Consider the following 21,079-nt stretch of genomic DNA (forward strand, 5'->3'; position numbering starts at 1 on the left):
TTGCTCCTAATCGCAAAAATTAATTTTTTACCGCGTCAAATAACCAAGGGGCTGTCTCGCGGCGCTTAGCTTCATACGCCTTAATCGCATCGGCTTGTTCCAGCGTCAAACCGATATCATCCAGCCCGTTTAACAGACAGTGCTTGCGAAATTCATCGATTTCAAAATCGAAAGCCTGCCCCTCAGGGGTAATTACCTGCTGCTTTTGCAAGTCAACGGTCAGCTGGTAACCCTCGGTTTGATACATCTGCTGAAACAATTGCTCTACAGTCTCTTCACTTAACACCAGCGGCAACAAACCATTTTTAAAACAGTTGTTGTAAAAAATATCCGCAAAGCTCGGGGCGATAATGCAGCGAAAGCCATAGTCATCCAACGCCCAGGGAGCGTGCTCACGGGATGAGCCACAGCCGAAATTTTTGCGGGTCAGCAAAATTTCCGCACCTTGGTAGCGCGCCTGATTAAGCGGAAAATCTTTATTCAATGGGCGACCCGAACAATCCTGATCCGGCTGGCCTACATCCAAGTAGCGCAGCTCGTCAAACAGGTTTTTACCAAACCCGGTGCGCTTAATGGATTTCAAAAACTGCTTGGGGATAATCATATCCGTGTCGACATTGGCGCGATCCATAGGGGCGACAATGCCGGTTACTTGAGTAAAAGGCTTCATAATGGCTCCCGTTTAACTGCGCACAAATTCACGAACATCGACAAAATGACCGGCAACCCCGGCGGCGGCGGCCATGGCCGGGCTCACCAAGTGAGTGCGGCCCCCATACCCCTGACGCCCCTCAAAGTTGCGGTTTGAAGTAGAGGCGCAGTGCTCACCGGCACCCAACTTGTCGGCGTTCATGGCGAGGCACATAGAACAGCCAGGTTCGCGCCATTCAAATCCAGCCTCGACAAAGATTTTATCCAGCCCTTCGGCCTCGGCCTGAGCTTTCACCAAGCCGGAGCCCGGCACCACCATCGCCTGCTTCACGCTATCGGCTTTCTTCCTGCCTTTTACTACCTCGGCGGCGGCACGAATATCTTCGATACGCGAGTTGGTGCACGAACCGATAAACACACGATCGAGCTTGATATCGGCAATGCGCTGACCGGCACTCAGCCCCATGTACTCCAACGCGCGCTTCATTCCCTCGCGCTTAACCGCATCGGTTTCTGCGGCCGGATCGGGCACATTGTCGTGCACACCTACAACCATTTCAGGCGAGGTACCCCAGCTAACCTGAGGCATAATGTCCGCGCCATTCAACACCACCACTTCATCAAAATGGGCGCCTTCGTCGGACTTCAAATCCCGCCAAGCTTGCACGGCACGCTCCCATATCTCGCCTTTGGGGGCATAAGCGCGATCTTTTACATAGTCGATGGTAATGTCATCTACGGCCACCATGCCCGCGCGGGCACCGGCTTCAATCGCCATATTGCAGACCGTCATGCGCCCTTCCATACTCATCGCACGAAACACATCGCCGCCGAATTCAACCGCGTAACCCGTGCCACCTGCGGTACCAATTTTGGCAATAATCGCCAAGACAACGTCTTTAGGAGTAACACCCTCGCCCAATTCGCCATCGACACGAATCAGCATGTTTTTCATTTTTTTCGCCACCAGGGTTTGGGTAGCCAACACATGCTCTACTTCACTGGTGCCGATACCGTGCGCCAAAGCGCCCAAAGCGCCGTTAGTCGCGGTATGCGAGTCGCCACACACAATGGTCATGCCGGGCAAACAAGCGCCCGACTCAGGGCCGATCACATGCACAATACCCTGGCGCTGATCGTTGATTTTGTACTCGACAATGCCAAACTCGTCGCAGTTGTCATCCAGAGTTTTTACCTGAATTAACGAGACGGGATCTTCAATACCACTGATTCCAGAGGCACGCTCTTTAACCGTAGTGGGCACATTGTGATCTGGCGTGGCCAGTACCGAATCCACTCGCCAGGGTTTGCGACCTGCCATACGCAAGCCCTCAAAGGCCTGAGGCGAAGTCACTTCGTGAACAATGTGACGGTCAATGTAAATAAGCGCTGAGCCATCGTCGCGCTGCTGCACAAGGTGGGCATCCCACAACTTGTCATAAAGAGTTCTTGCGGCCATAGTTTCCTCGGCTTTGACTAATCGGTGTTGCCCGCTATAGCGGTTTCTGCCATCCATGGTAAGCCCACCCCAACAATAAAACAAATTTATATTTTTTATATTTTCCATTCCCAAAAGGAATGGATACAATAGGTACATGGACACCCAACAGCTAGCCACATTTATTGCTGTCGCCGAACACGGCTCTTTCTCAGCGGCCGCTGAACGCCTGCACCTAACCCAGCCGGCGGTGAGCAAACGCATCGCCCTACTGGAACAGTATTTAAACACCGGCCTGTTCGACCGCGTGGGCAAACACATTCACCTCAACCGAGCCGGTGAACTGCTGCTGCCCCACGCCCGCAACATAACCCAAAGCCTGCACAATGCAGAGCGCGCCATTGCCGAGCTCACAGGCAGCGTCAGTGGTAAATTGAGCATTGCCACCAGCCACCACATCGGTCTGCACCGACTACCCCCGGTTCTCAGCCGCTTTACCCAACAGCACCCTGAAGTGATGCTGGATTTGAATTTTATGGATTCAGAGAAAGCGATGCAGGCGGTACTGCAGGGCAACTTTGATTTAGGCGTAATCACCCTGCCCGACACCTTGCCGCCAGCAATCACCGCCAGCAAGATATGGCGAGACGACCTATGCTTTGCGGTCGCCGCGTCGCACCCACTGGCCAACCAAGCGGTTAACCTGAGCAACCTCGCCAAGTTTCAAGCGATACTGCCGGACAGCAGCACCTACACCACGGCATTAGTGCAAAAGTTGTTTGATAAAAGAGAACTGCCTCTGACCATCAATATGGTGACCAACCATTTGGACACCATCAAAATGATGGTGTCCATCGGCTTGGGTTGGGGTGTACTGCCGCGTTTGCTGCTGGACGATTCACTGGCCGCGGTTGATGTTAAACTCAAACCGATGCACCGCGAGCTGGGCGCTATCGTCCATCGCGACCGCAGTCAGAGCAACGCCTGCCAAATGTTTTTACAATGCCTGAAAGACGAATAGATAATGCTATTATCTTGCCCGCTACAACATCTGCTATAGGATTTGCCATGAAGAAGTTCGCAACCCTTGTTGCCCTCACCGCACTAACCCCTTTTAGCTTTGCCGATGTACTCGCCATTAAGGCAGACGCCGGCCTATGGCGCACCGACTATGACGGTGAACTGGGCGGTATACCCACCTCAGATTTGGGTTATAGCGACGAAAACAGTCGCTTTTTCCACATCGCCTTCGAACACCCTATTCCTCTTGTACCCAATGCACGACTGGCGTACACGGACATCAATGCCGGGCGCTCAATCTATTGGGAAGATGCGCAATTGATTGACTCAAAAATTGACCTAAGCCATATAGACGCCACCGCTTATTACGAGATTCTGGATAACTGGGTCAATATCGACTTGGGCATTTCACTGCGCAAATTTGACGGTAAAATCAGCGCCAACATCCTCGATTCGGATAACCGTATATCGGTCGACGACGTGATTCCCATGGGTTATGCGCTGTTTGAAGCGGAGCTGCCCTTTACCGGTTGGAGCGCCGGCGCCGAGCTTAACCTGACGGACTTTGACGATTATAAAATCAGTGACTACACCCTGAAATTAAAGTATCTGTTTGATGCGGTAGTAGATTTAGGTTTTGAGGCTGGCTATCGCAACTTCAGCTTAACCTTGGATAAAAGCTACGGCGCCGATCTGGATTTAACTGGCCCCTATGCCTCTTTGGTAATGGAGTTTTAATCGGTTATTTTATATGCGGCTAAGGATCACTTAGCCGCCCCCCCCCCTGCCTCTCGCTTAATGGCCAGCGACACTCGAATCTGGCACCTTTTAGCCGCTGCGGGTCTGTTGCTACTACCTCTCCGCCATGCCAGTTCATTACTCTTTTAACGATCGCCAAACCCAAACCAAAACCCTTAGTGTCTTTTTCCGGCACCTGTTTTAAACGGGTAAAAGTCGCGAATACCCGGGCTCGATCTTCTGGCGCCACGCCTGGCCCGTCATCCTCTACCGCCACGGTATAATATGCGTCCGAAAAATAGAGCTCGACGTTGATTTTTTTGTCCGCATAACGCGCCGCGTTGCTTAACAGATTCTGCAGCACCCGCTCCATTAAAGGCCATTCACACACCACTTCTGTCGCGGCCAATTTATTATCCACGGCAAACTCAAGCCTCGGGTGGCTCTGGCCGATGCGCGCACACAAATCCTGAATTAAATCCACCAGAGCCGTAGCAGGCTCAGGATGCATTACCAGCTGCTGCGTCTGAGCCTCAAAACCCGCGTACCCCAGCAGTTGGTTAATCAGCGAATCCATATCATTCACATCGCAGCGCAAGCTGGCCAGCTGCCGGGCAACGACTTCTTCGTCCTCGCTTGCCTGGGCGAGCTCAAGCGCGAACTTCATTCGCGCCAGAGGCGTGCGCAATTCGTGCGATACCGCATAGGTCATCTCTTTGTAACTGGCCAGCAACTCGTCGATGCGCGACTGCATCCGGTTAAACTCCAGTGACACTTGATACACCTGCGAGCGCGCACCCAACGCCATCCGGCGGCCAGTGGCGCCGGCGCGGCCAAAAGCGCGCGCCTGCTCTTCCAGCGAACGCAAATCCCGCACCAGCGGCCACACCCATAAAAAAATCACCAGCGCCAACAGCAGGTAAAACAACGCCAAATAAATACCGTACCAACGGCTGTCATTAGGCTGAGGTAAAAACACTCGCACGACCCAATCGGTATCAGGCAAGAGTGCATACAGTTGCCGCCCGCCTTCAGCAGTTAATAACAGCGCCTCGCCGGCAAACAACTCTTCGGCCAGCGCACTCTCTGCTAAATCATCACGCCGATAAACACGCCCTTGCAAAGACAGGCGCTGTAACTTTTGCTGCAGAAAGGTTGCTTGCTGCGCGACGGGAATCGCGGGCACTTGCCGAGCCAACTCCAGTATTAAGGCACGCTCCAGTTCCGATACTGAATGGCTGTTAGCCTCTTTTTGGTACAGACGATCCAGACCCCAACCGGCTAGTAAAATAACCAGTACCACAACTACATACAGGGTAAAAAACGCCCGCTTTAGCATGTAATTAGCACTACCAGGCTTCTTCAACCAGCATATAGCCTTTACCCCAAACCGTTTTTATTCGCGCAGGGTTATCGCTGTTATCGCCCAGCTTTTTGCGCAGGTGCGAAACCCGTACATCGACTGTACGATCAAGGCCATCATAGGGGCGATTGCAAATGGTGGTGAATAAGTACTCGCGGCTCAAGACTTTGCCCGGCTGCTTTGCGAGGGTGAGTAATAAATCAAATTCGTGACTGGAAAGGGCCACTGGCTCATTGCGCAATGACACCTCGCGGGCACTGGTGCGAATGGCCAGGCCGCCGATATTAATGTCTTCCACCTCGGCGGGGGCGCGATTGGTGCGCCGCAACAGCGCGTGAATTCTCGCCAACAGAATACGCGGCTCGGCCGGTTTCACCACATAGTCATCAGCGCCGACCTCAAAGCCCAATACCTGATCGGCATCAGCATCGCGTGCGGTGAGCATTAAAACTGGCCCTTCGTAAGCACTGCGCACTTCTTTGCAGATGGTTATGCCATCTTTGCCCGGCAGGTTTAAGTCCAATATCAGGATATCTGGCTGTAAGCTCTGCACCTGACGCGGAACATTCAAACCGTAGGATTCAACCACCACGGTCAATCCGTTGGCCTGCAAATAGTCTTTCACCAGAGCGGCCAGACGCTCGTCATCCTCGGCTAGCAGCACTACACTCATCAAAAAAAGCTCCAGGGGTTACGGCGGCGACGGCGATATTTTTGCGCATCCGCCACCACTTCAAAAGCAGCAGAAGCCAGTACTTTTTTCTGCGCCGCTACGGTTTCAATCAACTGAAAGTGTATATCATCTTGCGCCTCAAGCACCGATGTATAGCTACCGGCGCGACTTCGCTCCCAACAGCGCATAGGTTCTTGCGAGCCACGGGTATAAAGGCAGGCAGAGAACAACCGTTCGGCACTCCAGCTTATTTGCACCTGGTCATCACAAACTTGTTCGCCGCGTTCAAGAATACAAAGACTGGGGCGGATTTCTAAATTGACTGTGTCCGTTTCTTCCCCATGCGTCTTAGCCGTTATTAGTAGCGACGCGATCAATATCCATTTGCCAGCGTTAGAAATGATACACCCCTCCGACGAAGACCGTGGTCGAGGTACTTTTTTCTACCAGAGGGCTATCTTTTATTCCCTCGCCAAACCATTTGTTGTGCAAGGTGGCCTGAAACGTCCAACTGGGTGAAATGGGCTTTATCCAATCGATACGCACGAAAGGCGTGAGTGTATCTTCGCCTTGGTAGTAAAGCTCACTGATCTCGCCCACATCCGATTGGTCCAAACCAAAGTAGTAATCCACCACTTTGTCGGACTGCCAGACAAAACCGCCGGCAAAGGTAAACAGGTTTTTTTCCCCTTGCAGACGATAGTCCAGTCCCGCGCGCACCTCCTGCCCTTCGTGCACCCGCGATACATCCTGTAGCGCCTGCAAGCTGAATACCGCCGGCCCCGCGTAATAGGCGTACTCCAAACCAGCCAAGGCGGCCATACGGCGCTTGCCAATATCGTCCAGAGTAATGGGGCCTGATTCTTCCTCACGCGGCGCGGCGTTGACTTTATGAAAAAACTCATTAGGGCCATCGCGGTCTGTGGTAGTGGGAGTGGTGGTTTCATCCACCGGTGGCGCCAGTTCAATGGGGTCTGATTGCGTCCCCAGGCCTCCCGAATTCACCGCGCCGCCAAAGCTAAATCCGCCCCCGGTTCCCTCTATGACAAAGTTACCCAGGCTCAAATCGTTAAAATACATTTGGTCCAGCCCCAGGGTGGCGACCGCGTTTAGCATATGCCGGGGCTGTTCAATCAGGGTAAAGCCAGCAGAGGTGGTGTCGAGAAAAAAGCGCTCGCCGTAGTAACTCACTTCCGGCAAGAGCACCAGGGGAATATCGTCGCCATCTACCAGTGGGTTGGTGCGCAGCCCCAGGCCTACCCCCAGCGAAAACTGCCAGCTTCCCACCGCCATGCAGTCATCGGGGTTGGCCTGGCAGTACTCATCATCTGCCCAGGTCAACGGCGCGAAAAGCAGGCCAATCAGGCAAAGTAACAGCTGTGGAGAGAATTTAATCAAGAGCGACACCCAGTATTTACTAATCCTCTCACTATAAAAAGTTGCGCGCGCTAACACCATGGCTAACGGCGCACTTTTTGTAACAGATTGTTACTTGAGATGCTTAGGATCGGGAACCCGCAGGCGCTGCGCCAAGGGGTGCTGCCGGGCTTTTAGCTGAGTCAGCACCAGCTGGGCTACTTCGCGAGCGCCCAAGTGATTAAAGTGGGTATTGTCGGTAACACCTACGGGGTAGTTTGGATGTAAGTCGGGCGCGATGTGCATAAAGCGCAGCTTGGAAAGCTCGTCACCCATCTCGGTGAAGTAGCGGCGGGTCACAGCTTCCATGTCCACAAAAAACACATCGGTTTGCTCTGCCACTTCGCGCGCTAGGTCATCGTAACCGTTATGGGTGGGCTCAATAACACCCGCCTCGTTAAAGTAACGCCGCGTCACCGGGGTCATCAAGATTGGCGAGGCCTTGGCTTTTTTCACCTCTGTGATAAAGCGCTTTAAGTTAGCTTGGTAGTCTGCAGGAGCGGTATAGCGATCCGTTTTATGCTCGGACTGATCATTGTGCCCAAACTGAATAATCACATAGTCACCGGGTCTTAAGTCATCCATGATGGCTTGCCAGCGCCCCTCTTCAATAAAGGTCCGGGTACTGCGGCCATTTTTTGCACGGTTATCAACCACGACCGTCTCATCAAAAAAATAGGCAAAAGGTACCCCCCAACCGGTTTCAGGGTAATCTTTCACTTCTTTTATCGACATGGTGGAATCACCGGCCATGTAGACATGGGTGGGGCGCTCGGCGGCTTGGGTGTTAGCAGAAGCGACCAGAGAGGCAACAACAGCCAGAGGGGCAAACAGCTTGCGAATCATAGGCATATACCTTTTGTTATCGTGTTCGAGATTCTGATGTAGCGGGCTAATCTTGCAGGGAAAAATCATCCGCATCAAGGTGGGCGGGAAAGGCCTCGCGATACTCGCACAGACGGCTCGCGCTCAACGGCGCGCTGACACAGACAGCATCTCTGCCGGCATCGAGAATAAGCTCGCCATCCGGTGCCACAATCACACTACCCCCGGCATAACTCTGGCCGTAAGCGTCGACGCCTGCGCGATTGACACCTATGACATAGCTCAAATTCTCGATCGCACGGGCCTGCAGCAAGCTGCGCCAGTGTTGGTGGCGAGCCTCGGGCCAATTGGCAACATAGATGACGGCATCGTAATCGCCGCGATTGCGACTGAACACAGGAAAGCGCAAGTCGTAGCAAACCTGTAGTAAAAAACGCCAGCCCCGATAAGGTATAACCACGCGGCGCTGCCCCATAAGGTAGCGTTCGTGCTCACCGGCCATACGAAACAAGTGACGCTTATCGTAAAAGCTGAGCGGCGCATCGTCAGGCGCCCACAACATACGGTTGTAGAAACCCTCAGCTGTTTTCATTACCACCGAACCGGTAATAGCCGCCTGACGCTGTCGCGCCTGCTCACCCAGCCAGGCACAGACTCTGCCGTCCATCACCTCAGCATGTTGGCGCGCCCTGGGGTGAAAGCCGGTGGTAAACACTTCGGGCAAAACAGCAAGATCAAAGGGCTCGGCCGAATCCAGATAACCTTCCAGCAACCTCAGATTGGCATCCGGGTCGTCACTGACAATATCGCTTTGCAGCAGACAAACTGTCAGATCATCCATAGTAAATACGTCTATTCTTTACCGGCTGGAATACGTGCAATACCGTGCTCTACCCCGCCATTTTGACCCCGATGACGCAGCAGGTGATCCATCAACACCAGCGCCAGCATAGATTCAGCAATGGGGGTTGCGCGAATCCCTACACAGGGATCGTGACGCCCCTTGGTCACAACTTCTACTTCGTTGCCATGCACATCCAGGCTACGCCCGGGAATACGCAGGCTCGAGGTAGGCTTGAGGGCGATATGGGCGACGATATCCTGCCCTGTAGAAATACCACCCAAGACCCCACCGGCGTTATTGGAAGCAAAGCCCTCGGGTAAAATCTCATCGCGGTGCTCGGTGCCCTTTTGCGCAACACTGGCAAAGCCCGCACCGATCTCCACCCCTTTAACCGCGTTGATGCTCATCAGGGCGTGTGCGATATCCGCGTCCAGGCGATCAAATACCGGCTCACCCAAGCCCGGCGCCACCCCCGAGGCTACCACGGTAATCTTAGCGCCCACCGAGTTGCCCTCTTTGTTGAGCTCCTGCATATAGGTTTCCATCTCAGGAACTTTGCTGGCATCCGGGCAAAAGAAGGGGTTGTTAGCAATTTCGTTCCAATCGACGCTGTCGATAGCGATGGGGCCCAGCTGCGACAGATAGCCGCGCACCTGCACACCGAAAAAATCATGTAAGTATTTTTTCGCAATCGCGCCCGCAGCCACACGCATAGCAGTTTCACGGGCCGAGGAGCGGCCGCCGCCGCGGTAGTCGCGCACGCCGTACTTTTGCATATACGTGTAATCGGCGTGGGCGGGGCGAAACTGATCTTTGATATTGGAATAATCTTTAGAGCGCTGATCCGTGTTCTCGATAATCAGCCCAATGGGTGTGCCCGTGGTTTTGCCCTCAAAAACACCCGAGAGAATCTTTACCTGATCGGCCTCACGGCGCTGAGTGGTATAGCGAGACTGCCCGGGTTTGCGCCGGTCCAGATCCAGCTGAATATCCTCTTCGCTGAGCGTCAGCCCCGGCGGGCAGCCATCGACGATGCAGCCGAGAGCCAGGCCGTGGCTCTCGCCGAAGGTGGTAACGGTAAAAAGTTTGCCAAAACTGTTGCCGGACATACGCGCTTGCCTTATAGATACGTGCGAAAAAGGTGGCGATTATACGCCGTTTTTGCTCAGGCCTCACCCCGCCACAAGCTGTTCGCGGGTAAGGACAAAAACTCCATGGCCGCCGCGCGCAAACTCCACCCAGGTAAAGGGCAGCAGCGGAAAGGCGTCCGCCAGTGCCGCCGCGCTATTGCCCACCTCGACCACCAGCAGGCCCCCATCGTTTAAGTAATCCGGTGCTTCGGCCAATAAACGTCGGGTGAAATCCAGGCCGTCTAAGCCAGAACCCAGGCCAATTTCCGGCTCCGCCTGATACTCGGCGGGCATATCAGCCAGGTCTTCATCGTCCACATAAGGTGGGTTAGAGACGATCAAATCAAAGCACTGACCATCGAGCCCGGCAAATAAATCCGACTGTACCGCTTGCACCCGGTGCGCCAGATCATGCTCGTCGATGTTGCGCTCGGCCACCGCCAGAGCATCGGCACTGATATCGCTTAAGGCCACTAAAGCATCTGGAAACTGGTAGGCGCAGGCAATACCGATACACCCACTGCCAGTGCATAAATCCAGCACATAATCTGGCTGCTCGGTAAGCCAGGGAGCAAATCCCTGCTCGATAAGCTCGGCAATGGGCGAGCGCGGTACCAGCACCCTTTCGTCCACATAAAAGTCCAAGCCGCAGAAACGCGCATGGCGTGTAATGTAAGCGGCGGGCAAGCGCTGTTGCACGCGACGGGCAAAATAATCCAGAACCGCTAGCTTTTCGCTGTGGGTCAAGCGCGCATCGAGAATAGCCGGGTTATCAAACCCGGTAAGAGAGATGGCCGCACACACCAGTTGCACCGCCTCATCCCAGGCATTGTCGGTACCATGGCCAAAATACAGCCCGGCGCGGTTAAACTCGCTGGCGCCGTAGCGAATAAAATCGCGCACACTAACCAGTTCGGTGCACAGTTCGGCTTGCTGATCGACCATAGAGGCTATCCTTGATATCACGAGCGTAAGGTTTATAAGGCGGCAATTGTAGCGCAAAACTCGATTAAACCTTTACCTGAACAGCCAGTTGACGTAATGTTGCCGCCCTTTCACAAAAGGTTAATAATCGACCATCTATTGAACAGGATTAGCCTGATGCAAGAGCATTTTGCCAAAATTATTGAAGGGATCGGTGAAGATTTAGAGCGCCCCGGCCTGATCGACACCCCTAAACGTGCCGCCAAAGCCTTCCAATTTTTAACCAAAGGCTATCATCAGTCGCTGGAAGAGGTGGTTAACGGCGCACTATTCCCGTCGGACTCCAGTGAAATGATCATGGTCAAAGACATTGAGCTGTACTCCATGTGTGAGCACCATATGCTGCCATTTATCGGCAAAGCTCACGTGGCTTACATTCCCACCGGCCATGTTCTGGGCTTATCCAAGATCGCGCGCATTGTGGATATGTACGCCCGTCGCCTGCAGATCCAAGAACAGCTTACCCTGCAAATTGCGGAGTCGATTCAAAGTATTACCGGCGCTTCGGGTGTGGGCGTGATTATCGAAGCAAAGCACATGTGCATGATGATGCGCGGCGTGGAGAAGCAAAACTCTTCCATGAAAACTTCAGCCATGTTGGGCTCCTTTCGCTCCAATCAGGCCACCCGCACTGAGTTTCTGTCCCTGCTACGCCAGTAGCTAGCGCAGTAAAACCACATCCACACGGGCCTCGGCATCACCTCTGCCTGCCGGGGCCAAGCCACCCATGCCGTACACCTCAAGCCTTTTCTCATCTACGCCCTGCGCCACCAGAGCGCGCTTTAGCTGCTCGGCATAACCCAGCGATTGCTCACGCTGTTTTTCCAATGGCTGAGGCGCGTAATTGTGCCCCACCAGCGCAAGGCGTAACTGTGGCTGGGCCACCAAAGCTTGCGCCAAGGCTTTTACATGGGCCGGCACCAGGCTTAATGACTCACCGGCGCCGTAGCGCAAACCAGCAAATACCGTAAAGCCATCACGCTGCAACTGTTTCACTAAAGTCGCTGGGTTGCTGACCGCCTGAAAACGGTTGGACTCATCGCTGCTGAGCACTTCGAGCTGCACATACACTCGTTTATTGCCGCGCAGCACACTGTACACAGTGACGTAAACTCCAGCGTACTCTGGAGCGGTTATTTCAAACACACCGTAATACTGATGCTGATCCAGACCGTACAGTTGCAGCACACCGAAATGAATATTGGCCCAGGTGTTGGACTCACCACACTCCCGAGACTGGCAGGTAAAAAGCTCTCGCAGGGGATATTTTTGCAGTTGCTGGTAGAAAAAATTGTAGCCGTCGCGCGCCGAGTGGTTATCGGGCAACTCGTAGGTTTTGCGCTCAAGCTCGCCACTCAACCGCTGCTCGTCAACCCGCCATAATCCGCGCACCTTTTTGTAACTACCCAACGCCAGCACATAATCACTAACATTCTTTTGCGACGCGAACACCACGCGTGCCTGCGGGTAATCGCTGATGACTAAAGGGCTGGAGGCTGCGGCTGTGAACGCACAGCAAAAAAGCAATACAACAGCGCTGATACCACTAGGCAAAAAACGCATTAACCTGATCTGCAACCTGACCCACCTGCTCTTCCATATGTAAATGATGGCCGCCCTCGAGCATTTGCAACTGCAAATGCGGATAAGCCCTGACCGCCTGATCAAACCCGGGAAACAGCTTGGGCATGCCATCGCGCGCCAAAATAATATTACAAGGCGCCTTAATGGCGGCGACAAAGGCACCAATTTGTTCGCGGGTAAATTTGAACGATGAAGGCGCCAGTAAGCGCTGGTCAGTGCTCCACTGGAAGCCTCCGCTCACCTTGCGCACGCCCCTCTCGGTAAGCAGCCTGGCGGCCTCGGGACCAAGGGGGAACATGCCGTTAATTCGCGCTTTTACGGCGGCGTCAATGCTAGGAAATAAACGCAAAGGCTTAGCCGCCAGCTCGCGGGTTTTGACAATAGATTCAGCCAATTGCTGCGGCGCTTTTTCAGGTGGCAGAGGCTCGGGAAATAAACCCTCAATGAGCGCCAAACGGTCGATTTTTTCACCGAAGGCGCCGGCAATTAAGCCCGCCACTATAGCGCCGCGCGAGTGACCCAGAATGGAAAACTTTTGCCATTGCAATTGCTCCGCAATAGCCAACACCTCGGCAACGTCTTCCCAGATATTGTAGGGTGCACTGCCCGGACGATGACAACTCTGGCCGTGACCCGCCATGTCGAGAGCGATGATATTCAGTCCCTTCAGCCGCGGCGCAAGAAGCGCAAAACTGGCGCTGTTATCCAGCCAGCCGTGTAACGCCAGCACCGGCCTGCCAGCTGGATCGCCCCACTGTTGCGCGGCAAAATGTAAACCATCGATATCAAATTGACGCTCTCGCACCTGCATTAAAACTCTCCGCACAGCTTTTTTAACATTGTAGCCGTCACAATAGACGGTAGTGTGCTTTACGGGTGCACTAACCACTCGAGCCGCCCCATATCAGCGGCCATAACATCGCAGTCGACACAGGCAAGCGAGGCTGTGTTCATGCCGTGCTGCTCAGAAGGGCCGCATAATGTATCGAGCAGATGACTTACCAAAGGCTGGTGACTGACAATAAGGAGCGTCTCCAGCCCGGATTGATACAGCTCCTCGATCAGCGCCGCAGGCGAAGCGTCTGGAGTCAGCTGCGCCAATGTATGCGACACCCCCTGCGGCACCCCGAGAATCTCACTGGCGATCACTGCTGTTTGCTGAGCGCGAATATAAGGGCTGCCCCAGACAGCTGGGCACCCCATTAAATGGGCCTGGCGACTGATGACGGCCTTGACTTCGCCACGTCCTGCATCCACCAACTCTCGAGATTCGTCATCCCGGCGATAGGGCTCGGCCTGACCGTGGCGTAGAATAAAAAGTCGCACAATAGATCCGCAAGTAAGTTTATTTTGCAGGTTTCGGGTCGGTCGGGTCAGACTCTTCCGACACCGGAGGCTCAGCTGGCTCTTCGCTGTGAGGTGCAGGGGTATCACCGACAGGCGCCGGTGAAGGTTCAACGACAACTTCTGCCTCGGCCACCGGTGCCGGCTCGGGCCAGTCGGCGAAAGGGAAAGGTTTTTCTTCGCTGTTGTAGGTTAAAAACCGCAAGGCCGCATAAATATACTGCGAAAGAGAGTCGCCCAGCTGGCGCAAGTTGCTATTGTCGCTACCGGTAATCAATGCAAACACAAACTGTATGAGCACCACTATGCCCATAACAATGCCTGCTATGTATAGAATCACCGCAAACAGGATCATATACACGAAGCGCATCCAGTGGTCTGCACTCAATAAGTTCGATTTCAGTTGATCGTTATCCATTTTCTCATCCTATATATTCGCCAGAGCGACTCGTGTTAAGCGGTTATTATGAAAGTTAAAGCCAGACCGATAATAGGTAATCGCCCGATGGTGGTCAATTAGCGGCACTGACCATATTCGACATCATAACTCTGCTCGCCCGTCATCAATTCACGCACGACGTCGGTAATCTGGCGTTTTTCAAACAACACACTGTACAGCCCGGTGACCAGCGGCATATAGACTTGCATTTCGTCCGCTTTGCGCTTTACCTCGCGCAAAGTGTTGACCCCTTCGGCCACCTGGCCCAGCCCGGCGACCACCTCATCAAGCGGTTGCCCCTGACCCAGGGCGTACCCCACTCGGTAGTTGCGGCTCAAATCCGATGAACAGGTGAGGATCAAATCCCCCACTCCAGCCAAGCCCAAAAAAGTCATAGGGTTGGCCCCCATCTCCGAGGCAAAGCGGCCCATCTCGGCGAGTGATCGGGTCAGCAGCATCGCTTGAGTATTATTCCCACCACCCATGGCCGCCGCCATACCGCAAATAATGGCGTAAATGTTTTTCAAAGCGCCGCCAAGCTCCACCCCACCGCGATCGTGGTTGGCGTAAACCCTAAAAGTCTCGGAGCGTAAAGTGCGCTGCACCAAGGCAATAGCCCTGTCACTCTCGCTGGCGATCACCGAGGCGGTGTGCTGCCCGGCGACGATTTCTTTGGCGAAGTTTGGGCCGCTCAACACCCCGATGTCGTGGCCTGGCAGCTCCTCACAAAGAATCTCGCTCATTAGAGTAAAGCCGCCGCCCGGCTCGATACCCTTAGCCGTACTCACCACCACAGCGTCGCTTTTAAGCAGCGGCCGCAGCTGCCGGGACACACTGCGAAACGAGTGACTGGGGATAGACACAAACACCAAGTCCGCCTGAGCTACAGCAAGGTTAAGCTCAGAGGTAATATGTAACGCCCCACAAAGCGGGTAACCGGGTAAATATTTGCTGTTTTCACGCTCACTAGCGCAGGCGGCTGCATTGTGCGCATCGCGCATCCACAGATAGGTCGTATGGCCATTAACCGCAATAATATTGGCGATCGCGGTGCCAAAGCTGCCACCCCCCAAAACCGCGACTTGCAGCGTTTCACTCATCGTTCTTTTCTCCTTGAAGAGGTCTAATTGGCACTCGCACAAACTCGCCCAGTGGCAAAACATTCTATATTCAAAATAAGCATTTAACCGTTACGTGCTTATTTCATTCAAATTGATCAGTTATCTACCCAATTGATTGTTACACAACCAGCGAAACTGTAACTTTTTTGCACAATCCCAGAAGTCTTCATTTTTTCCACACTTTCTGTGGATAACTTAGTGGATTGTTTTTGGGAAAAGTATCCCGAGCCCCGTAATCACTGGCCACCCTACAGATTGAACAATATTTAACCTTAAAGATAAATCCCTTTATTTTCAGCAACTTACGCTCATTAACAAGTGTTTTATCAGTATTAAACAGCGCAGTGCCTCAAATAGGCTCCGAACGCTCCACCTGTGTGCATAAAAAGTTAGTGACTCTTAACCGCATACTCGCGGTAGACACAAAACTTTCACAAATCAAGCATAAAAATGACAAGAAACTGTCATCAAAAGCATATGGTTCCTGGCGCAAGAAGACACCCGTCGTTATGTGTTTTTGGCCGCGCCGTGAGCCAAGACCCTGTCGCCAGGATCATCATTAAAGTTACTCTTGCTGCAGTGAGGCGTAACCACCATTGTGGTAAATCAACGGGCTGGTGTGGTGCTCACTGACCAATACATCTTCTATACGGCCAATGACAATATGATGGGTACCATAAGTAACCACTTTGTCGGTGCGGCAAAAGAACACCGCCTCAGAGTCCATCAAATAAGGAACCTTGTCCGGCCCCTCAAGCCAGTTACCCACGCTAAACCTATCGTGCACAGGTTCAAAGCCGGCACAGACATTGGATACCTGTTGCTGCGCACTGGCGAGCAGATTGACCGCAAAAAGGCAGCCCTCATGCTCCAAGTGGCCCTGCAACGAAATACTTTTATTGATACAGACCAATAGTGACGGCGGCGTGTCTGACACCGAAGTGACCGAGGAGACGGTCATCGCGAACCGCTCTTTCTCATCTACCCGGGTAGAGAGTACGCTAACCCCGGAGGCGAGACGCCTCATTCCCTGTTTCATGGCCAGGGCCAAATCTGAATTGTGCATATCACCTCCAAAATACAAGGGCGCTATTTTGAACACCCCGCTGTATGGACACAACCCCAGCTTGCCAGTAAAGCTAAAGGGCGATAAAACACTCAGTTCGGCCTCGTGTTGATCACATTGCACAGAGTTAAAGCAACGATAAAAGAAAGTTGCACAAGGTTAAGTTTTTTCGTTGACGAACCCCGGGGGCATGGGTATCATGCGCACCTCCTGAAACGTGGTCACCACGAAACGGCGGAGTGTAGCGCAGCCTGGTAGCGCGTCTGCTTTGGGAGCAGAATGTCGGGGGTTCGAATCCCTCCACTCCGACCATTTTTATTACCGAACCTGCCGGGTTCAGTATTCCAGCCATGCGCCCGTAGCTCAGCTGGATAGAGCATCCGCCTTCTAAGCGGATGGTCGCAGGTTCGAGTCCTGCCGGGCGTGCCATCCTGGCTCACCCCGGGATCGACCAACCTCAGGAAAACACAACGCTTTTGCGTAATAAGCTTTTGCTTGATAAAAGGTCCCGCCCGACAGGGACTATGCCAAGATGGTGGCTGTAGCTCAGTTGGTAGAGCCCTGGATTGTGATTCCAGTCGTCGGGGGTTCGAGTCCCCTCAGCCACCCCATTTTCCCGCACTAATTTTAGCGTTTTCAGCCTTGGCGTTGTCGCCCCGCTATGGGAAAATGCCGCTCTCGATTCACCCTCTCTTTTTGACACTTAAAAGGTATTTGCCCTTCATGTCTGCACTGATACTCGATGGCAAGGCCCTGGCCGCCAAAACCGAACAGGAACTGTCCTCCCGCGTTGAAGCTATTAAAGCCGGCAGCGGTGGCCAGACTCCAATCCTTGCAACGATTTTGGTGGGCGATGATCCCGCCTCTGCCACCTACGTAAAAATGAAAGGTAACGCCTGCGAGCGTATCGGCATGCAATCGGTAAAGGTGGAAATGCCCCGCACCACCACCACCGAGGAGTTGCTGGCAAAAATTGATGAGCTGAACAATGATGCCAACGTACACGGCATTTTGTTGCAGCACCCCGTGCCCGAGCAAATTGACGAGCGCGCCTGCTTCGATGCCATCGCGCTGGACAAAGACGTGGACGGGGTGACCTGCCTTGGTTTTGGCCGCATGAGCATGGGCGAGCAAGCCTACGGCTGTGCGACTCCCAAAGGCATTATGCGCCTGCTCGAGGCCTACGAAATTGAGCTGTCAGGCAAACACGCCGTTGTGGTGGGCCGCAGCCCAATTCTGGGCAAGCCCATGGCTATGATGCTACTGGGCGCCAATGCCACAGTGACAATTTGCCACTCGCGCACCGAGAATCTGGAAGCGCACATTAAACAGGCCGACATCGTGGTTGGCGCGGTGGGACGCCCGGAATTTATCAAAGCCGACTGGATTAAAGACGGCGCCGTTGTGGTCGATGCCGGTTATCATCCCGGCGGCGTGGGCGACATTGAACTGGCCCCCTTGACTGAGCGGGTTGCCGCTTACACTCCGGTCCCCGGAGGCGTTGGCCCCATGACTATTAACACATTGATTTACCAGACCGTAGACTCAGGCGAAAAGGCAATCGCCGGTCGTTAATTAAACATCGCGCAAGGTTAGATTATGGAACGTCACCTGTTATGGATCGCCCTTGCGCTGGCAGTAAACGCCAGCGCCGATCACAACTATCAGTACTCCTGCCAGCTGGACGGCGAAACCCGCTTGATTGAAGTCGCTTATTTGCTCCCCGACCAGGCCGTACCCTGCGAAGTTCGCTATCAAAAAAGCGATGACGAGGTAGAGGTACTTTGGCGCGCCGATAACCAAGAGGGGTTTTGCGAGAGCAAAGCCAAGCAGATGGTAAAAGAGCATAGCCAATGGGGCTTTACCTGCGACACCAGCCAAGAGCCCGAAGGCTCTGTATCCATGTCACTGTATTAAGATTGATGTGATCACCGCAAATCCGCCCCACACCAAACCGCTGACTGTTATATACCGCGACGATTTTTTAGTCGCCATTAATAAACCCAGCGGTTTGCTGGTTCACCGTAGTCCCATCGACAAGCACGAAACCCGGTTTGCGATTCAGCTACTGCGCGACCAAATAGGCCAGCGGGTTTACCCCTTACACAGACTCGACAAACCCACTTCCGGCGTACTGCTGTTTGCCCTATCGCCAGACATTGCGCGGCTAATGCGCGAGCACTGGGAAGACGGCCGAGTAAAAAAGGATTACCTCGCTGTGGTACGCGGTTATGGCCCGGAGCAATTACATCTAAATTACCCGTTAAAATACCAGCGCGACGACTTGGGCGATGCGAGTAAAACCGATAGCCCCCTACAAGAAGCCGTCACCGATTTTACTCGCCTGGCCTGCATCGAAATACCCGAGCGCGTCGATCGCTACCCGCAAAGCCGTTACAGCCTGATGCACTGCCGGCCGCTAACCGGGCGCAAGCACCAGCTGCGCCGACACCTTAAACATTTAAGTCACCCCATCATTGGCGATCCCAAGCACGGCAAGAGCGTGCACAACCATTTTTTTGCCCGCCGTTTTGGCGCAGACCGGTTGCTGTTGGCCGCCACTGAGCTCACCCTCTGCCACCCCGAAACCGGCGCAACGCTGCGCATTAGCGCACCTTTAGAAGGCCGGTTTGCAAACTTAGTGCGCAGATTTAATTGGCACGACAAAATCCCCCCACGCTGGTGCGATCAAGCAATATGAGACTGGATAAATTTATCGCCCACGCCACCTTCCTGCCCCGCTCAGAAGTTAAAAAGCTTCTCAAGCGCGGCGAGATAAGCGTTGATGGCAAAACCACAACTCAGGGGTCACATCAATTAAGCGGAAAAGAGGAAATTAAACGTTTAGGCGAGCGGCTGCATTTGCCAAAAGCGCGCTATTTTATGCTCCACAAACCTAAAGGCGTGGTCTGTGCCAACCAAGACCCAGAGCACCCAACCGCATTAGACTGCTTGCAAGAGCCCAACAAAGAAAGCCTACAAATAGCCGGGCGCCTGGATAAAGACACCACCGGCATGCTCCTGCTTACCGATGACGGCCAGTGGAACCACCGCGTTACCTCACCCGCACAACATAAAACGAAAACCTACTGGCTGCGTACCGCAGACCCTTTAGACGAGAATTTAATTCAGCACTTCGCTTCAGGGATACAGTTAAAAGACGAACCCCGCCCCTGCCGGCCCGCGCAATTAACTTTATTAGATGTGCATACGGCTCGGCTGAAAATCAGCGAAGGCAAGTACCACCAGGTAAAGCGCATGTTCGCCGCTTGCGGCAACCACGTGCTTGAGCTTCACCGCGAAGCCATAGGTTCAGTAGCTCTGGATAAAAATTTGCAACCGGGACACTACCGGCCACTGAGTGAATGGGAAGTAAAACAATTGGGTGATACAAATGCATGATCCCGCCCTTCCTTGGCTAAGCCAACAAACTGGTACGGGCCAGTGCGTCTGGTTGTGCGATGAACACTTTTACGGTTTTGAAAATCAGTTACCGGGCGGAGCGCAACACATCTACATCTGCAACCGATACGACATTGTCCAGCGCATGCAAGCGCTGCAGCTGCAAGCCGTGTTCAGTGATTTTGCCGAAGCTGACTTACCTGGCGCCATCAATACCCTGTTCTATCGGGTATCCAAAGAAAAGCCGGTGGTTCACCGCGCGCTGAATATCGCCGCTGCAAAGCTTGCCGCAGGCGGCCAACTGCACATGTGCGGACTTAAAAGCGAAGGGGCCAAAAACTATTTAGACAAAGCCGCACAACTGCTCGGCTGCGCTAAAGCAACACGAAAACACGGCCTGGCTTACTGCGCGAGCTTAACTCGACACACCAGCGTAGAAAGCACACTGGATGACAGCCACTACCCCGAGTTGCGCGCCCTTGCCAAAGCGCCACAGTTTGCTAGCAAACCCGGGCAGTTTGGCTGGCAGAAAATCGACCAAGGCAGTGAGTTTTTGTTACAGACCCTCGCTCAGCAAAAGCTGCTCAAGCAAACCGACTCACTACTGGATTTAGGCTGTGGCTATGGTTATCTGGCACTGGAAGCCTGTCGGAGCCTGTTGACCGATCTACCCCAGCGACTAGTGCTAACGGACAACAATGCCGCCGCCCTTATCAGTGCTGAATACAACAGCAAACAATTACATATAGCGGCCGAGATTGTCCCCGGCGACTGCGGCGATAGTGTGAGCGGCCAATTTCAAACCCTACTCTGCAATCCGCCTTTTCATCAGGGTTTTGCGCTCAGCCAGGACTTAACCGAACGCTTCTTGCACAGTGCTGCGAGGCATCTGGAGAACGACGGCAGCGCCTTTTTTGTGGTAAACAGTTTTATTGCTGTCGAACAAAAAGCCAAACCCTATTTTGCCCAGCAAGAGACGCTAGCAAATAACAAACAATTTAAAGTAATACGCCTGAGCAGACCGCGAGCGCGGGCTTAGCA

The 21,079-nt window shown here is 53.6% G+C and carries 24 protein-coding genes and 3 tRNA genes; 11 read left to right on the top strand and 16 right to left on the bottom strand.

The window, feature by feature from the left end; all coding sequences use genetic code 11:
* Window positions 1–19: 19 nt before the first annotated feature.
* Window positions 20–670, bottom strand: a complete 651-nt coding sequence (gene leuD / locus NHM04_RS04100) for a 3-isopropylmalate dehydratase small subunit (RefSeq protein WP_254265776.1) — start codon at window positions 668–670, stop codon at window positions 20–22.
* Between the two features lie 12 nt (window positions 671–682).
* Window positions 683–2,110, bottom strand: a complete 1,428-nt coding sequence (gene leuC / locus NHM04_RS04105; RefSeq protein WP_254266593.1) for a 3-isopropylmalate dehydratase large subunit — start codon at window positions 2,108–2,110, stop codon at window positions 683–685.
* Window positions 2,111–2,246: 136 nt separating this feature from the next.
* On the opposite strand from leuC, the gene NHM04_RS04110 reads away from it, so the two are divergent.
* Together NHM04_RS04110 and NHM04_RS04115 are read left to right on the top strand one after the other, a co-directional pair.
* Window positions 2,247–3,110, top strand: coding sequence for a LysR family transcriptional regulator (locus NHM04_RS04110; protein ID WP_254265777.1), 864 nt, complete (start codon window positions 2,247–2,249; stop codon window positions 3,108–3,110).
* A 47-nt stretch (window positions 3,111–3,157) separates the two neighbouring features.
* Window positions 3,158–3,847, top strand: coding sequence for a TIGR04219 family outer membrane beta-barrel protein (locus NHM04_RS04115; RefSeq protein ID WP_254265778.1), 690 nt, complete (start codon window positions 3,158–3,160; stop codon window positions 3,845–3,847).
* A gap of 19 nt (window positions 3,848–3,866) precedes the next feature.
* Here the strand turns inward: NHM04_RS04115 and NHM04_RS04120 are convergent, their stop codons facing one another.
* From NHM04_RS04120 to prmB, 8 genes are all read right to left on the bottom strand, one after another.
* A complete protein-coding gene (locus tag NHM04_RS04120; protein ID WP_254265779.1) occupies window positions 3,867–5,186 on the bottom strand; it encodes an ATP-binding protein in 1,320 nt (439 codons plus the stop codon).
* Window positions 5,187–5,196: 10 nt separating this feature from the next.
* On the bottom strand, window positions 5,197–5,883 hold the full coding sequence (locus NHM04_RS04125; protein WP_254265780.1) for a response regulator transcription factor: 687 nt from the start codon (window positions 5,881–5,883) through the stop codon (window positions 5,197–5,199).
* On the bottom strand, window positions 5,883–6,140 hold the full coding sequence (locus tag NHM04_RS04130) for a DUF3019 domain-containing protein (RefSeq protein WP_254265781.1): 258 nt from the start codon (window positions 6,138–6,140) through the stop codon (window positions 5,883–5,885). The genes NHM04_RS04125 and NHM04_RS04130 overlap by 1 nt, the downstream gene beginning before the upstream one ends.
* A gap of 136 nt (window positions 6,141–6,276) precedes the next feature.
* Window positions 6,277–7,281, bottom strand: coding sequence for a MipA/OmpV family protein (locus NHM04_RS04135; protein WP_254265782.1), 1,005 nt, complete (start codon window positions 7,279–7,281; stop codon window positions 6,277–6,279).
* 90 nt (window positions 7,282–7,371) lie between these two features.
* The gene (locus NHM04_RS04140) at window positions 7,372–8,145 is read right to left on the bottom strand and encodes a rhamnogalacturonan acetylesterase (protein WP_254265783.1); all 774 of its coding nucleotides are present in this window, start codon (window positions 8,143–8,145) and stop codon (window positions 7,372–7,374) included.
* A 46-nt stretch (window positions 8,146–8,191) separates the two neighbouring features.
* A complete protein-coding gene (locus NHM04_RS04145; protein ID WP_254265784.1) occupies window positions 8,192–8,965 on the bottom strand; it encodes an amidohydrolase in 774 nt (257 codons plus the stop codon).
* Window positions 8,966–8,976: 11 nt separating this feature from the next.
* Window positions 8,977–10,077, bottom strand: a complete 1,101-nt coding sequence (gene aroC, locus NHM04_RS04150) for a chorismate synthase (RefSeq protein WP_254265785.1) — start codon at window positions 10,075–10,077, stop codon at window positions 8,977–8,979.
* 63 nt (window positions 10,078–10,140) lie between these two features.
* Window positions 10,141–11,043, bottom strand: coding sequence for a 50S ribosomal protein L3 N(5)-glutamine methyltransferase (gene prmB / locus NHM04_RS04155; RefSeq protein ID WP_254265786.1), 903 nt, complete (start codon window positions 11,041–11,043; stop codon window positions 10,141–10,143).
* A 156-nt stretch (window positions 11,044–11,199) separates the two neighbouring features.
* Between prmB and folE the strand changes: the two genes are divergently transcribed.
* On the top strand, window positions 11,200–11,742 hold the full coding sequence (gene folE / locus NHM04_RS04160) for a GTP cyclohydrolase I FolE (protein WP_254265787.1): 543 nt from the start codon (window positions 11,200–11,202) through the stop codon (window positions 11,740–11,742).
* On the opposite strand, the gene NHM04_RS04165 is transcribed toward folE, so the two are convergent.
* From NHM04_RS04165 to NHM04_RS04190, 6 genes are all read right to left on the bottom strand, one after another.
* Complete coding sequence (locus NHM04_RS04165; RefSeq protein ID WP_254265788.1) at window positions 11,743–12,645, bottom strand: DUF4892 domain-containing protein; 903 nt, start codon at window positions 12,643–12,645, stop codon at window positions 11,743–11,745. It lies immediately after the preceding gene.
* Window positions 12,629–13,477: an alpha/beta fold hydrolase gene (locus NHM04_RS04170; protein ID WP_254265789.1), complete on the bottom strand. Its 849-nt coding sequence runs from the start codon at window positions 13,475–13,477 to the stop codon at window positions 12,629–12,631. The genes NHM04_RS04165 and NHM04_RS04170 overlap by 17 nt, the downstream gene beginning before the upstream one ends.
* Before the next feature lie 59 nt (window positions 13,478–13,536).
* Window positions 13,537–13,992, bottom strand: a complete 456-nt coding sequence (gene sixA, locus NHM04_RS04175) for a phosphohistidine phosphatase SixA (RefSeq protein ID WP_254265790.1) — start codon at window positions 13,990–13,992, stop codon at window positions 13,537–13,539.
* A gap of 19 nt (window positions 13,993–14,011) precedes the next feature.
* Window positions 14,012–14,428, bottom strand: a complete 417-nt coding sequence (locus NHM04_RS04180; RefSeq protein ID WP_254265791.1) for a DUF4389 domain-containing protein — start codon at window positions 14,426–14,428, stop codon at window positions 14,012–14,014.
* Between the two features lie 98 nt (window positions 14,429–14,526).
* Window positions 14,527–15,549, bottom strand: a complete 1,023-nt coding sequence (locus NHM04_RS04185) for an NAD(P)H-dependent glycerol-3-phosphate dehydrogenase (protein WP_254265792.1) — start codon at window positions 15,547–15,549, stop codon at window positions 14,527–14,529.
* A gap of 586 nt (window positions 15,550–16,135) precedes the next feature.
* Window positions 16,136–16,636: a flavin reductase family protein gene (locus tag NHM04_RS04190; RefSeq protein ID WP_254265793.1), complete on the bottom strand. Its 501-nt coding sequence runs from the start codon at window positions 16,634–16,636 to the stop codon at window positions 16,136–16,138.
* A 235-nt stretch (window positions 16,637–16,871) separates the two neighbouring features.
* Here NHM04_RS04190 and NHM04_RS04195 point away from each other — a divergent pair.
* The 8 genes from NHM04_RS04195 to NHM04_RS04230 all read left to right on the top strand — a co-directional run bounded on the left by NHM04_RS04195 (window position 16,872) and on the right by NHM04_RS04230 (window position 21,077).
* Window positions 16,872–16,948, top strand: a tRNA-Pro gene (locus NHM04_RS04195).
* A 40-nt stretch (window positions 16,949–16,988) separates the two neighbouring features.
* Window positions 16,989–17,065 (top strand) — tRNA-Arg (locus NHM04_RS04200).
* Window positions 17,066–17,171: 106 nt separating this feature from the next.
* Window positions 17,172–17,247: transfer RNA gene (locus NHM04_RS04205), tRNA-His, on the top strand.
* 112 nt (window positions 17,248–17,359) lie between these two features.
* Window positions 17,360–18,211: a bifunctional methylenetetrahydrofolate dehydrogenase/methenyltetrahydrofolate cyclohydrolase FolD gene (gene folD / locus NHM04_RS04210; RefSeq protein ID WP_254265794.1), complete on the top strand. Its 852-nt coding sequence runs from the start codon at window positions 17,360–17,362 to the stop codon at window positions 18,209–18,211.
* A 24-nt stretch (window positions 18,212–18,235) separates the two neighbouring features.
* Window positions 18,236–18,553, top strand: coding sequence for a hypothetical protein (locus NHM04_RS04215; RefSeq protein WP_254265795.1), 318 nt, complete (start codon window positions 18,236–18,238; stop codon window positions 18,551–18,553).
* Between the two features lie 7 nt (window positions 18,554–18,560).
* Window positions 18,561–19,337, top strand: coding sequence for a pseudouridine synthase (locus NHM04_RS04220; protein WP_254265796.1), 777 nt, complete (start codon window positions 18,561–18,563; stop codon window positions 19,335–19,337).
* On the top strand, window positions 19,334–20,038 hold the full coding sequence (locus NHM04_RS04225) for a pseudouridine synthase (RefSeq protein WP_254265797.1): 705 nt from the start codon (window positions 19,334–19,336) through the stop codon (window positions 20,036–20,038). Before NHM04_RS04220 ends, NHM04_RS04225 begins: the two co-directional genes overlap by 4 nt.
* The gene (locus tag NHM04_RS04230; protein WP_254265798.1) at window positions 20,031–21,077 is read left to right on the top strand and encodes a class I SAM-dependent methyltransferase; all 1,047 of its coding nucleotides are present in this window, start codon (window positions 20,031–20,033) and stop codon (window positions 21,075–21,077) included. Before NHM04_RS04225 ends, NHM04_RS04230 begins: the two co-directional genes overlap by 8 nt.
* Window positions 21,078–21,079: the final 2 nt, after the last annotated feature.

Source organism: Gilvimarinus sp. DA14 (genome assembly GCF_024204685.1).
Classification (GTDB): Bacteria; Pseudomonadota; Gammaproteobacteria; order Pseudomonadales; family Cellvibrionaceae; genus Gilvimarinus.

Excerpts from the sequence above, each read along its gene's own strand:
- leuD (WP_254265776.1), bottom strand. The coding sequence starts at position 670 with ATGAAGCCTTTTACTCAAGTAACCGGCATTGTCGCCCCTATGGATCGC.
- leuC (WP_254266593.1), bottom strand. The coding sequence starts at position 2,110 with ATGGCCGCAAGAACTCTTTATGACAAGTTGTGGGATGCCCACCTTGTG.
- NHM04_RS04110 (WP_254265777.1), top strand. The coding sequence starts at position 2,247 with ATGGACACCCAACAGCTAGCCACATTTATTGCTGTCGCCGAACACGGC.
- NHM04_RS04115 (WP_254265778.1), top strand. The coding sequence starts at position 3,158 with ATGAAGAAGTTCGCAACCCTTGTTGCCCTCACCGCACTAACCCCTTTT.
- NHM04_RS04120 (WP_254265779.1), bottom strand. The coding sequence starts at position 5,186 with ATGCTAAAGCGGGCGTTTTTTACCCTGTATGTAGTTGTGGTACTGGTT.
- NHM04_RS04125 (WP_254265780.1), bottom strand. The coding sequence starts at position 5,883 with ATGAGTGTAGTGCTGCTAGCCGAGGATGACGAGCGTCTGGCCGCTCTG.
- NHM04_RS04140 (WP_254265783.1), bottom strand. The coding sequence starts at position 8,145 with ATGATTCGCAAGCTGTTTGCCCCTCTGGCTGTTGTTGCCTCTCTGGTC.
- NHM04_RS04145 (WP_254265784.1), bottom strand. The coding sequence starts at position 8,965 with ATGGATGATCTGACAGTTTGTCTGCTGCAAAGCGATATTGTCAGTGAC.
- aroC (WP_254265785.1), bottom strand. The coding sequence starts at position 10,077 with ATGTCCGGCAACAGTTTTGGCAAACTTTTTACCGTTACCACCTTCGGC.
- prmB (WP_254265786.1), bottom strand. The coding sequence starts at position 11,043 with ATGGTCGATCAGCAAGCCGAACTGTGCACCGAACTGGTTAGTGTGCGC.
- folE (WP_254265787.1), top strand. The coding sequence starts at position 11,200 with ATGCAAGAGCATTTTGCCAAAATTATTGAAGGGATCGGTGAAGATTTA.
- NHM04_RS04165 (WP_254265788.1), bottom strand. The coding sequence starts at position 12,645 with ATGCGTTTTTTGCCTAGTGGTATCAGCGCTGTTGTATTGCTTTTTTGC.
- NHM04_RS04170 (WP_254265789.1), bottom strand. The coding sequence starts at position 13,477 with ATGCAGGTGCGAGAGCGTCAATTTGATATCGATGGTTTACATTTTGCC.
- NHM04_RS04180 (WP_254265791.1), bottom strand. The coding sequence starts at position 14,428 with ATGGATAACGATCAACTGAAATCGAACTTATTGAGTGCAGACCACTGG.
- NHM04_RS04185 (WP_254265792.1), bottom strand. The coding sequence starts at position 15,549 with ATGAGTGAAACGCTGCAAGTCGCGGTTTTGGGGGGTGGCAGCTTTGGC.
- NHM04_RS04190 (WP_254265793.1), bottom strand. The coding sequence starts at position 16,636 with ATGCACAATTCAGATTTGGCCCTGGCCATGAAACAGGGAATGAGGCGT.
- folD (WP_254265794.1), top strand. The coding sequence starts at position 17,360 with ATGTCTGCACTGATACTCGATGGCAAGGCCCTGGCCGCCAAAACCGAA.
- NHM04_RS04215 (WP_254265795.1), top strand. The coding sequence starts at position 18,236 with ATGGAACGTCACCTGTTATGGATCGCCCTTGCGCTGGCAGTAAACGCC.
- NHM04_RS04225 (WP_254265797.1), top strand. The coding sequence starts at position 19,334 with ATGAGACTGGATAAATTTATCGCCCACGCCACCTTCCTGCCCCGCTCA.
- NHM04_RS04230 (WP_254265798.1), top strand. The coding sequence starts at position 20,031 with ATGCATGATCCCGCCCTTCCTTGGCTAAGCCAACAAACTGGTACGGGC.